Annotated in this window: 12 protein-coding genes, 1 tRNA gene and 1 pseudogene; 3 read left to right on the forward strand and 11 right to left on the reverse strand. The window is 69.0% G+C overall.

Annotated elements, in window-relative coordinates; translation table 11 throughout:
• The first annotated feature begins 943 nt into the window (after positions 1 to 943).
• Positions 944 to 1,053: transfer RNA gene (locus tag AB0H37_RS40720), tRNA-Ser, on the forward strand.
• Positions 1,054 to 1,241: 188 nt separating this feature from the next.
• Here AB0H37_RS40720 and AB0H37_RS40725 read toward each other — a convergent pair.
• The 4 genes from AB0H37_RS40725 to AB0H37_RS40740 all read right to left on the reverse strand — a co-directional run bounded on the left by AB0H37_RS40725 (position 1,242) and on the right by AB0H37_RS40740 (position 4,188).
• Positions 1,242 to 1,400 carry a hypothetical protein gene (locus tag AB0H37_RS40725; RefSeq protein WP_360617989.1) on the reverse strand — a complete coding sequence of 53 codons (159 nt, stop codon included), beginning with the start codon at positions 1,398 to 1,400 and terminating at the stop codon, positions 1,242 to 1,244.
• An 848-nt stretch (positions 1,401 to 2,248) separates the two neighbouring features.
• Positions 2,249 to 2,629 carry a hypothetical protein gene (locus AB0H37_RS40730; RefSeq protein ID WP_360617990.1) on the reverse strand — a complete coding sequence of 127 codons (381 nt, stop codon included), beginning with the start codon at positions 2,627 to 2,629 and terminating at the stop codon, positions 2,249 to 2,251.
• A 72-nt stretch (positions 2,630 to 2,701) separates the two neighbouring features.
• Positions 2,702 to 2,968 carry a helix-turn-helix domain-containing protein gene (locus AB0H37_RS40735; protein ID WP_360617991.1) on the reverse strand — a complete coding sequence of 89 codons (267 nt, stop codon included), beginning with the start codon at positions 2,966 to 2,968 and terminating at the stop codon, positions 2,702 to 2,704.
• Positions 2,969 to 3,360: 392 nt separating this feature from the next.
• Complete coding sequence (locus AB0H37_RS40740; RefSeq protein ID WP_360617993.1) at positions 3,361 to 4,188, reverse strand: helix-turn-helix transcriptional regulator; 828 nt, start codon at positions 4,186 to 4,188, stop codon at positions 3,361 to 3,363.
• 144 nt (positions 4,189 to 4,332) lie between these two features.
• On the opposite strand from AB0H37_RS40740, the gene AB0H37_RS40745 reads away from it, so the two are divergent.
• Complete coding sequence (locus AB0H37_RS40745) at positions 4,333 to 5,373, forward strand: aldo/keto reductase (protein WP_360617995.1); 1,041 nt, start codon at positions 4,333 to 4,335, stop codon at positions 5,371 to 5,373.
• A gap of 12 nt (positions 5,374 to 5,385) precedes the next feature.
• The gene (locus AB0H37_RS40750) at positions 5,386 to 5,691 is read left to right on the forward strand and encodes a putative quinol monooxygenase (protein ID WP_360617996.1); all 306 of its coding nucleotides are present in this window, start codon (positions 5,386 to 5,388) and stop codon (positions 5,689 to 5,691) included.
• Positions 5,692 to 5,834: 143 nt separating this feature from the next.
• Here the strand turns inward: AB0H37_RS40750 and AB0H37_RS40755 are convergent, their stop codons facing one another.
• The 7 genes and pseudogenes from AB0H37_RS40755 to AB0H37_RS40785 all read right to left on the reverse strand — a co-directional run bounded on the left by AB0H37_RS40755 (position 5,835) and on the right by AB0H37_RS40785 (position 10,921).
• Entirely contained in the window at positions 5,835 to 6,260 is a 426-nt protein-coding gene (locus tag AB0H37_RS40755) for a TIGR03086 family metal-binding protein (RefSeq protein WP_360617997.1), read from the reverse strand.
• Positions 6,261 to 6,433: 173 nt separating this feature from the next.
• A complete protein-coding gene (locus tag AB0H37_RS40760; RefSeq protein ID WP_360617998.1) occupies positions 6,434 to 7,084 on the reverse strand; it encodes a response regulator transcription factor in 651 nt (216 codons plus the stop codon).
• Complete coding sequence (locus tag AB0H37_RS40765; RefSeq protein ID WP_360618000.1) at positions 7,084 to 8,196, reverse strand: histidine kinase; 1,113 nt, start codon at positions 8,194 to 8,196, stop codon at positions 7,084 to 7,086. The genes AB0H37_RS40760 and AB0H37_RS40765 overlap by 1 nt, the downstream gene beginning before the upstream one ends.
• Positions 8,197 to 8,288: 92 nt before the next feature.
• Positions 8,289 to 8,777 carry a carboxylesterase family protein gene (locus AB0H37_RS40770; RefSeq protein WP_360618001.1) on the reverse strand — a complete coding sequence of 163 codons (489 nt, stop codon included), beginning with the start codon at positions 8,775 to 8,777 and terminating at the stop codon, positions 8,289 to 8,291.
• Positions 8,778 to 8,857: 80 nt separating this feature from the next.
• Positions 8,858 to 9,904 (reverse strand): annotated as a pseudogene (locus tag AB0H37_RS40775) (carboxylesterase family protein); the annotation flags it as partial.
• Positions 9,897 to 10,310 carry a hypothetical protein gene (locus tag AB0H37_RS40780; protein WP_360618002.1) on the reverse strand — a complete coding sequence of 138 codons (414 nt, stop codon included), beginning with the start codon at positions 10,308 to 10,310 and terminating at the stop codon, positions 9,897 to 9,899. The gene AB0H37_RS40780 and the pseudogene AB0H37_RS40775, both read right to left, overlap by 8 nt.
• 395 nt (positions 10,311 to 10,705) lie before the next feature.
• The gene (locus AB0H37_RS40785) at positions 10,706 to 10,921 is read right to left on the reverse strand and encodes a hypothetical protein (RefSeq protein WP_360618004.1); all 216 of its coding nucleotides are present in this window, start codon (positions 10,919 to 10,921) and stop codon (positions 10,706 to 10,708) included.
• Positions 10,922 to 11,303 lie beyond the last annotated feature (382 nt).

Here is an 11,303-nt window from a genome sequence, read left to right on the forward strand (position 1 = left end):
TACTTTAGCTGCATCGATGAGGGGAAGAACAAAATTGAGTGCACGCATGGGAATGATACAAATTCTTGTTCGGCTCCTCGAGGGGACGGGTCTCTCTCTACATGCGATGGAGGCCGCCGGCAGAGGTATAGCCGCCAGTTCGAGGGCTAATATATGGATGATCGATGTAGGGAAAATCGATGTCGCATTGGAACCTCTCGCCGAATGGTGTGAAGGCTATGAAGATCTACTGGAAGAACTCGAGCATCTAGCATCATGGTGGGCGGGTGAACGGCCTCCGGTCGCTCAATTTGATGTTAAAATAAATGATTGGGCCAGTCGGCTTGAGTCGCATGTGGCATCGACGCCCTCGATAGGCGACTCCTGATCGCAGGCGAGTGAGCCGCTGTCGGTGGCGGCGGAGGTGGGTGGCGGCGAGGGTGGCGGCGAGGGTGGCGGCTGCCGAATTCTGCGTAGCTTCGCCGGTCAGATCTCCGTACCGCTAGCCAACGGCTCGTCCAAGCCGATCGGCAGGTAAGCATGCAACTCAGGCATGTTGAGACATGGAGAGATCGCGTTGCGTAATCGCAACCCAGGTACGGGCGTTCAGGCGATGACGGGGGCGGGTGGCTTCCAGAGCCGCCGAGCGGGGGCGCTATGGATCGCGGCCGGGATGTTCGCCCCGTGCTTGGCGGCGGTGGAGACCTTAGCCGCGGACGACGTGCCGATGCTTGGCGGTGGTTTCGGAGCGGAGTCGTCCGGCGGGGGCCGTGGCTTCGGCGCCTCGGGCCGATGGCTCACTCCCCAGGTGCCTTCGCTGGGGAGACTTCTGCCCCTTCAGGACCGCCTTGTATTGCGAGCAGCGTGCTGAGACTCTGGGCGGCGGCTGTGAGCAGGGAGCCGTAGGAGCCAGTTTTGGGAGCCACCGCAGTCAGGCGTCCCGCGACTCAACTCGACGTAGTCAGGGCGTTTATGCAGGTGAGAGGCTCCCCGCTCGACTCGGATCGACCTAGATCGACTTGCCTGCTTTGCTTCACACCGAAGAGGCCACTGGTTCGAACCCAGTATCGCCCACCCCTACGCCATAGGCCCTCCCGCACACTCGCGGCAGGGCCTTCTTGCTGCTCTGGGGCAAATCTGGGGCACGATCTTGCCCCACCCCCGAGTGTGTTCACCAACTCACCGCCTCGTCGGTCACTCTGAGTAACGCGGGACGCGGTGGCCCGCTCGGCGGACCACCGCGCCATGAGGCGCCTCTGGGGTCAGGCGCTTCTCAGAGAGACCACGCTTCCCTGCTTCTTCGTCCTTGCGGCGAGAAGATCGGACAGGATGGGCAGCGACGAGCTTGGTGCCAGCTCCTTTCGATCATCGAGGGCGGTTTCCCAGCGCCGTTGGAGCTTGGCCTTCAGGTCGTCGCGCATGGTGTCGGAGACGTGCGTGTAGACGCCTCGGATCCCCGGAACGATGTGGCCCAGCCGATCGGCCTGCAGGACTTCGGAACGCCGTCCTCAGCCATCCAGGTCTTGTGGCCATGCCGCAGACCGTGCGGCTGAGCCCTTCCAGCAGTGGTTAGCCAGGACGCGACCGGAGTCTCGGGTGGGATCGGCTTGATTCCGCGCCCTCGGGGTGGAAGGAACGGTTGACCTGTTCGGGCCGCCGGCCACGGAGGCAGCGGTGTTCCCGGCCAGGAGGTGGCGTCCACCAGGACCGGTTGGCCGGGCCCTTGGCGCTGCCCTGGGAAGCGTCCTTGTGCTGCGGGTTGGAACACCCGCCGGGCGTAGTTGCTGCGCCGATGATGGCCCGCGTCGGATCCGAGGAAGAGGAACTCACCTGCGCCCTCGCAGTCCTGGCGTCCTCCGGCGCAGGCGCAGCGGCCGGCCCTTTGAGCCTGCCGTGAGACGAAGCCTGCGAGGAATGGCGGCAGGTCGATGGCCCGGTAGGAGTCGTCTTTGGGCGGTGCCATCTCCAGCTTGCCGGAGTACTCCCGTAGCTGCCATCGACCTGGATGTGGTCGAGTCGACAGTACGGGCGCTGCAGCCCCATCGCCTCACCCCACCGCATCCCGGTGTAAGCGGTCAGGACGATCAAGATGAAGTCGTTCTCCCGCCCCGAGAGCAGGCCGCATCGCTCCGCGAGGAGCAGCACCTGGAGCGGCGTCGCCCACTTCTTCTCCGGGCCCCGAGCGCCGTGTGCCCTCCGGGCACGCTTACGTCCACGTCCCTTGCGCTTTTCAGCGACGTTGACCGGCAGCAGACCACGATCCTTGGCGTCACCCAGGATCGTGCCCAGCATGGAACGGGCGTCGGCGGCCGTCCGATGCGAGAACCCCTCGACTCCGGATTCGCTTCTCCCAGGCCACGATCTCCTCCGGGCTGGTGAAGGTGTTCACCGGCCGGGAGCCGAACGCGGGCAGGATGTGGTGATCGATCAGGTATCGATACTTGAGCTCGGTGGTCGGCTCGATGTCTTGCCCGCCCCACCACAACTCGATCCAGTCGGCCAGTAAGGCCGCCCCATCGCGTGGATCGTTCCACCTATCTCGCCGTATCTGTGCTTCCTGGTCGTTGCCCAGAGGAGGGCAGCCTGCTTGGTCTCGAAGCCACCCTCCGAGGCCCGCGTGCCGTCCGGCCGCTGATACCTCACGCGCCATGTCCCGCCGCGCTTCTCCGCACTAGCCATGATTCCTCCTCTTGTGGTGGAGCAGCCGTGTGATCAACGGGAACTACCGTCGAGCCCGCCGGCTGCGAACGACCGGCTGCTTGGCACCGGCCGCGATGATCCCGGCGATGTCCTGATCGCTGAACCTCAGGTGCTTGCCGACGAAAGTGCACGGGATGGCCCGCGCGCTGGCCTTCTTCCGCAGCCACGACTCACGCACCTGCAACATCGCCGCCGCCTCGGCGGGCGTGTACAGCCGGACATCGGGACTGGACCTGTGTTCTGGATCGGCATCATGCCGCTGAGCGCTCGGCTCACCCTGCAAGGTCACACCTCGCTCTCGCCACCGGACCGCAGGAGACGCGAGCACGCGCCCGCTCCCGCTCCCCGCGGCCCCACGTCAGGGACTAAAAGCACCCTTCGCAAGAGATGGACGACCTTGACCCAACTTTACACGGATCGTGGTCAAGCAATTACGAACGGGAAGCGTGTCGGCAGAGTCGCCCTGACAAGCCCGCCACAACACATCGGCTTACGCGATGTTCGCGATGAAAGCAGACGCGATGGGCGATTTTCCTGCCGATCGAGGCTCTTCCAGGCCGACAGCCCCGCTCCAACCCATGATGGCAAGTCGCGACAGCGAACCCCGCACCGCCATGCGCTACGTCCGCCCGGGCCCGAAGGCGTCATGGCTACCGCTAGATACGGCGTGGCCTGCGACGATCACCGCATGAGGATGCGGAGTGCTTCCTCGGCGGGGGATCCCTCCTTCGCGGTATGGACGACCAGGGCGAGGTCGGGGTGGCCGGGCAGCCGAAGGGTCTCGTAGGCCAGTTCGAACTCGCCTGCTAGAGGATGCCGGTACCGGTAGCTACCGTGTTGCTTGGCCTTGATGTGGTGCTCCGCCCAGATCTGGCGGAACTCTGGGCTGGTGGCTGACAGCTCCTCGATCAGGGGCTGGGCCGTGGGAACGACGGATGGGCGCGCAATGTCCAGCCGGAGGAAGGCCACCACGTCGCGAGCCCGCGCCCACCAGTCGACGTACAGGTCGCGCACGCAGTCGTCGAGGAACACCAGCCTGGCCATGTTTCGCTCCTCGTCGGGAAGCTCGCCCCAATCGATGATCAACGCCGCGGCCGGTCGGTTCCATGCCCACACGTGGGTCCTGTGGTCGACGATGTAGGCGGGTGCGCCGCTGATCGCGGAGAGAAGGCTGTGGATACCGGGACGCAACGGCGGGCTGCCGACGGGTTTCCCGACGGACGGGACGGGTCGCGCCAGCCGGTGAAGATACTCCCGTTCGGCCGGGTCCAGGAGCAGGGCCTTGGCCACCGCGTCCAGGACCTCCGCCGAGAACTGCACGCTCCGGCCCTGTTCCAGGCGGACGTAATGATCGACGCTGACTCCGGCCAGCTGCGCCAGTTCCTCGCGACGCAGCCCAGGAACGCGGCGCAGCCGTCCGTAGGAGGCCAGGCCGAACTCTTCGGGACGCAGCCGGGCGCGACGGGATCGGAGGAACTCACCCAGTTCGGCTCGTCGGTCGAAGGTCATGTTTTCCACTTTCTGATTCGAGTGCGGTGCCTGGTCGTGGCATGCCTAGGCAGCGCAGAGCCCTGGCTGGCCTGGCGCGGGACGCCGAGAGTTGGTTCCGCCGGAACGGTTCCGGCATTGCGATTCACAGGGAGCGCATCACTCATGAGTGTCAAGCTTGGCCGTACCGGCATGGAGATCACCAGGTTGGGCTTCGGTTCGTGGGCCGTGGCGGGCTCGGGCTGGTCCTTCAGCTGGGGCGCCACCGACGACGCCGAGTCGATCGCCGCGATCCGCCACGCGCTGGATGCGGGCGTCAACTGGATCGACACCGCCGCGGTGTACGGCCTGGGCCACTCGGAGGAGCTGGTCGGCAAGGCCATCGCCGGCCTGCCGCAGGCCGACCGCCCCTACATCTTCACCAAGGTCGGCCTGGTCTGGGACCCGAACAACCCGTCGGCCGCGCCCCGGCGGATCATGAAGCCCGCCAGCGTCCGACGCGAGCTCGAAGACTCGCTGCGGCGGCTGGGCGTCGACCACATCGACCTATACCAGGTGCACTACCCCGACACCGGCGAATCGCTGGAGTACGCCGGCGGCGGCTTTGGAGAGGTGTCGCCTAACGCCACGCCGCTGGAGGAGTACTGGCAGGTCATGGCCGACCTGAAGGCCGAAGGCAAGGTCCGGGCGATCGGGCTGTCCAACCACACGCCCGACCTGCTGGAGGCAGCCGAGCAGATCGCGCACGTCGATGTCATCCAGCCGCCGTTCTCGGCGATCAACCGGTCGTCCGCCGCCGAGATCGCCTGGGCGCGCGCGCACGGCACCGGGGTGATCGTCTACTCGCCGCTGCAGTCCGGCCTGCTCACCGGGGCCTTCTCCGCCGAGCGCGTGGCCGGCCTGCCCGCCGAGGACTGGCGGAGGGCCCACCATGACTTCACCACCGGCCTGGCCGCCAACCTCCAGTTCGCCGAGGCGCTGCGGCCAATCGCCGAACGCCACGGGCGCACCGTGGCCGAGGTCGCCATCGCCTGGGTGCTCGCCTGGCCCGGCATCAGCGGCGCGATCGTGGGGGCGCGCAGAGCCGCCCAGGTGGACGGTTGGATCGGTGCGGCCTCGTTGGAGCTGACCCCTGCCGACATCGAAGAGATCGTCACCGCGATCATGGTCTCCGGCGCGGGTAGCGGCCCCGCCCGCCACGTGTGAGAGAGGACGGCCTTGTCCCTCTTCGTCATCGCCGAGTTCCTCGCCGCGCCGGGCCAGCATGATCGGCTCCGCACGGCGCTGGAAGCCCTGATCGAGCCGACAATGGACGAACCCGGCTGCCTCGCCTACCAGCCCTATGCCGACCCCAACGACCCCGCCCATATGGTGATCGTGGAACGGTGGGAAAATCGGCAGTCCTTCGACGCGCACTTCACCACACCTCACTTGCGTCACGCCCAGAGAGTTCTGGACCGGATACTTGCCAGGCCACTGACCCTCAGGACCTTGGTTGAGGTGTCACAGGAATCCGGTCCGTAGCTCGTCACTTTTGAAGGTCCGGACTACCGACAGCGGCTCGTCCGTGCGGATTCGCTACCCGCCCCCGGGGCTCAGCCGGGGCCCGATCTCGCTCACTCGCGGGATGTACGGACGGACGGCCCGCCGGTACTTGGGTCAACGCGTCAGAAGTGGGCGAGGTCGCGGCCGAGGAAGGCCATGAGCCGCCGGTGGGCGGGGGCGTCGTCCGAAGTAGCGACGGCGGATGCGAACATGCCGGGCCGGCGGAAGGAGTCGAAGTCCATGCCCTGCATGATCGTGAGCAGTTCGCGGCAGGCTTCCTCGTCGATGAAGTGTGTCTGGGCGGTCGCGAGGGCCAGGTCGGTGCCGTGGACGAGCACCTCGGTGAGGTGGATGAGCGCGGCCATCGGACCGGGGACGGCGCCGAACCTCAGCCGCACGGTGGTGTCCAGCGCGTTCGGCCGGTGCCAGGCCGCGCGGTTGAGGTCGGCCGCGAGGGTGCAGGCGGCTTGGGGGTCGGTGCCGAGCCAGTCGTCCTCGTGGGTGGCGCCGGGGTCGGTGTCGGTGTGTTCGCCCACGAAGATCCGCATGCTACCCATGCGCATGAGGCCGGGGTCGTCCGATCAACAGACAGCCCGACCTGCCGGGTGCTGGGTTCGTGGCACCGGCCCGGCCGCTCAGCGGCAGCCGTGGCGGGTTCGTCTGGGCACGGGTCGACGCCTTCTGGTGGGGCGGTGCTCCGAGCGCGGTGAGCCTGCGGCGCTCACTCGGCGTCGTGGACGAGCAGGGCGATCTGGACGCGGTTGTTCAGGTCGAGCTTGCGCATGATGCGTGACACGTACGACTTGACGGTGGTGACGCTCATGTACAGCTCGGCGGCGGCTTCGGCGTTGGACAGCCCGCGGCCGACGGCCTCTGCCACCCGGCGCTCGCTGTCGGTGAGGCAGGCGAGCCTGGTGCGGGCGGCGGTGCGGGTCTGGTGGTCCCGGCCGGTGACATGGGTGATGAGCTTGCGGGTGACCGACGGGGACAGCATGGGCTCGCCGTCGGCCACGCGGCGGATCGCCGTCACGATCTCGGCCGGTGGGGTGTCCTTGAGCAGGAACCCTCCGGCGCCCGCGCGCAGGGCGCGCAGAACGTGCTCGTCGGTGTCGAAGGTGGTCAGGACGATGACCTCGGGGGCGCCCTCGGCGGCGCGCAGCAGGCGGGTCGCCGTCAGGCCGTCGGTCCCCGGCATCCGGATGTCCATGAGGACGACGTCGGCACGGGTGGCGCGCACCGCCGCGGGCACCGCGGCACCGTCGGCGGCCTCGCCGGCGATCTCGATCCCCTCGACGCCGCCGAGCATGGTGGCCAGGCCCGCCCGCACCAGCCATTCGTCGTCGACCAGCAACACCCTGATCGGTTCCGGCATCACGCCTCCCATGGCAGCCACGCGCGCAGCAGGTGGGCGCCCGCCACCGGGCCATGCTCCAGCCGCCCGCCGGCCAGTGTGGCACGCTCGGAAAGCCCGGTCAGGCCGGTGCCGGTCCCCGGGATCGCCGGACGCCCGCGATCGGGGCCGGGCAGCGGCTGGCGGACCTGGACCTCCAGCCCGTGCTCGGCCTCGCCCCGCACGGTGACGGTGACCGGCATGCCCGGCGCGTGCTTGCGCGCGTTCGTCAATCCCTCCTGGACGACCCGGTAGGCGGTGCGCCCGACCAGGGTGGGCACCGCCTCCACGTTCCCGACGTCCATGTCCAAACTGACCTGTGCGCCCGCGCGCCGCGACTCCTCGACGAGCCCGGCCACGCCGGCGAGCGAGGGCGGCGGGGCGTCCACGCCGTCGACCGGGTCCTCGCGCAGCAGCCCGATCACTTCGCGCAGGTCGACGAGCATCTGGTGGACGCCGCTGCGGATCACCCCGGCGGCGCGCGATATCTCCTCCGGCGGAGCGTCCGGGCGGAACTCCAGCGCGCCGGCGTGCACGCTGAGCAGGGACATCCGATGGGCGAGCACGTCGTGCATCTCGCGGGCGATCCGCACCCGTTCCAGCCGCCTGGCCTCGGCCTCCCGGAGGTGCCGGTCGCTCTCGGCGCGGCGGGTCCGCTCGGCGAGGGAGGCCAGGAGCTGGCGTCGCGCGCGGATCGCCTGCCCCCAGCCGACCGTCGCGGCGGTCAGCAGGGCGATGATCGCGACGCTCGCCGCGTAGGGCAGCTCGGGAGGGGGATGCAGCGCCACGGCGATCATGCCGGTCAGCAGGCCGAGCGCGCCGATCCCCGTCGCCACGGGCCAGGGCCGCCGCACGGCGACCGTCAGCGTCGCCACGAACGCCGCGCCGCCGGCCGCCAGGGATACGGCCGAGACCGCCGTGACGACCAGTGCCAGCCCGACCGGCCGGCGGCGGCGCATCACCAAGGCCGAGCAGCAGGCGAGCCCGGCCGCCAGGTCGGCGTTCGCGAGCGTGTCCGCTCCCCGCGCGTAACGAGGCCAGAGGTTCAGCGCGCCGATCACCACCGCGACGGCGATGGCGACGGCGTCGACCATGGGGGCCGGCGTCGCCCCTGTCGGCGTTTTGGCGGCCGGGCCACGATCCGGCTCGGTTCGACGCGCCTCCGGTGCCGACCATCGTGGAATCCTCATGTCCGTGACGCCCAGAAGCGGCATTGATGACCGGCGGCCAGATCGGTCTGGGAGATCCCGCCGCGCGCGGAGTCCAGCGACTGGGTGGCAGGGAACCTCGGCCAGCGGGGCAGCCCCGCCTTGTTCGGATCGCCCTGGGCGGCGAACGCGGCCCAATAAATGATCATCGATTCGGACAGGTTCCGCTGTGCGGAGTCGAGCTGCACGGACGTGCCCTCGATGTCGAAGAGCAAGGGGAGCTCCGAGCCGTGAAAGGCGCCGGGCGGGTAATCCTTGGGGAAGATGCCGAGGAAGTCCGGGACGTTCGGCTCGGCGAACTCGAAACTGAAGACGGGCACGTGCCGGGCCAGAAGCCGGTCGGCGGCGAGGGTCGGGCACACCCAACCGACATCGGTGCCGACCGCGGCCCACGCCAGCGCGGCCGGGGAACCCGACTGGCCGGAGTACGCCCGGGGCGGATACCTAACGTAGACGCGACGGGCCATACGCTCTCCGAAGGACGTCGCCAGCAGAGCCCGGTAACGGGCGTCATCGATGGGCTTCTCCGCCTCGAAAAGGTCAGCCGGTGTTCGTCCCGGGTGTTGCCCTGCATCACCGGTACCCGATGGAAGGCGCCGGTTCGCAGTGCCTTGACCGGGTCGGTGGGCAGTGCCTGGGTCCCGAACGCCGGCATGACGAACTGGCCGTTCAACGCCAGGAGCTTCCCGGTTTCCGTCCGGCGCAGGCATGCCGGTCCGTCCGGTCCCGCGCAGCCCAGCCCCGCCGCCGCGGAGGCGCCCCGAGCCTGCACGGCCCTTCGGGGCGCCCAATAGGAGATGGCGTCGAGCCCGGGAGCCATCATGTTCTTGGGCCAGCTCTGCAGGCAGGAACCACTCTGGATGATCGCGCGGTGGAAGAGCCCGGCCGCCGGTGGCGAGACCAGCTGGGCGCAGACGCTGGCCCCGCCCGAGGACTCTCCCATCAGCGTGACGTTACCCGGATCGCCGCCGAACGCCTGCGCGTTGGCCCGTACCCAGCGCAACGCGGCCCGCTGGTCGGCCAGAGCGTAGGTGCCCGACCCGGCCATCCGGGGATGGCCGAAGAATCCGAACACGCCGAGCCGGGAGTTGACGGTGACCACCACAACGTCGCCAGTGGCGGCCATGCGGCGGGCGTCGAAGTCGCTGCCCGAACCCGAGCTGAACGCTCCGCCGTGCAGGTACACCACGACCGGCCGGCGCTCAGAACGGTTCCGGCGGGGGCCGGTGACGTTGAGGTAGAGACAGTCCTCGGAGGAATGCGCCGCGACGCCACCGGTCTCGTCCAGCTGCGCGCATGCCGGTCCGGGCTTGCTCGCGTCGCGTACCGCCGTCCAGGGACGAGGACGGACCGGCGGGCGCCAGCGCCTGGACCCGGTCGGCGGCTGGGCGTAGGGAATGCCCTGATAAAGCTCCGTGCGTCCTGTCGCGACTCCGCGCACCGGACCCAGATCGGTGCGCACCACCAGGTCGGCCCCGCCCGTCGTGACCGCTGCGCCGACCGCCGGGACGCTCAAGGAGAGCGTCATCAGGGCCGTCACGGCCCATACCGGCTTGGCCGTCCGCCACCTTCGTCGCATGCCCGGCTCAGCCATCGCTCGACCCCAGCCAGCTCTTCAGCAGGCGGGTCCACTTGCGGTTGGCGGTGGTCTCCAGGAACGTCTTGTGATCCACCATCAGGTAGATCTCGCCGGCCGTGACCGTTTCCATGATGAGCGGCCTGCCCGAGTTCAGCAGCCCGCCGACGAACCGTCCGTACAGGTCGGTGTACTCATTGGCCACCGATCTCACCTCCTCCGGCCGCAGCACGAGATCGGACCCACCATGCCAGCCGCCGATCACAAGGCGGTCGGGATGGAGCTCCAGCCGTCCGGTCCGCGGGAACAGGACCCGCTGGTCCACTCCCGCGGCGATCCGGTGACCTCTCTTGCGCCCCGCGAGCTCCTCGGCCGGGGAACCGGCGTACGAGCCCGCCGCAAGGGGAACCTTCGATTCGCTCATGATCCCAGGCTCCCGCCATGCCCGGGGTGCCCACAGCCTCCAAAAGAAGGCAACGCGATACCGACTTTGGTCGGCCGGAGCTGTCCGCCTGGTCGATCAGGCGGTACACCGCGTCGCCGTCGAGCCTGTACGGCTACGCCTCCCGGGTGATGGATCGCCGCCACGCAGCTCCTTACGGCCCTACCCCCCCGGACGGGGACGCCGGCCGAGATGCTCGCAGGTCTCCGCCCTGCGTTCGCCGAGCCTCCCGAGCCGGGACTTGATCAGCTGGTCGAAGAGGCGTTCAGCGAGGCGTCCACATGGACACAACACACCTCGTTGGACACGTTCGCGGCCGAGGATCGGTCGGGCCCGGTGTCGGCTGGCCGTGACAGCCTCCCCGCTGCTGGTAGTCGTCAGCACGGCCCTCGGTAGTCGGTGACTGTTCTACGCGCCGCCGAAACCTTGTCGCTCATCAACCCGGCTACCGCTTTGTCGGGTGGTGTGTCGGACGCCAGCTTCTTCGCCGCCTTGGCCGCGGCGTTGAGGACGATCGTCAAATCATCGCGTACCTGCGCTGGCACCTTGGTCACCTGGCTGGCGCGCACCGCACTGGCCGCAGGCTCCCACATGCTGGCCGGGGCTGCCGCCGACGCCGCGCAGCGTCTGGCGGACGCCCACCCCGATCACCGGGCTCTGACCGTCGCGGCAGCGCACGGCCGGGGTGTCGCACACCGCGACCCGGGCTGCCTGGCAGAAGTCACCGCACGACACTCCAGTCCATGGGACACGGCCTCAGCGGCGGAGGACCTCGGCGCCCTGTACGGCGCTCGATGCGACCAGGACCAAGCGATCCCCCGCCTGAAAGAGGGCGCTCGACGGGTACCGGCAGGTCGGCGCCGACCGCGACCAGGCCCGCGGCCGGCGCCGGCTACGCGAACTCGGCATCCGCCACCGCCACTGGACGTCCCTCCCAGGCAAGGCGGTCACCGGGTCGAACAGCCTCACCAGCAC

The sequence above is a fragment of the Actinomadura sp. NPDC023710 genome, from assembly GCF_040639875.1.
Taxonomy (GTDB): domain Bacteria; phylum Actinomycetota; class Actinomycetes; order Streptosporangiales; family Streptosporangiaceae; genus Spirillospora; species Spirillospora citrea.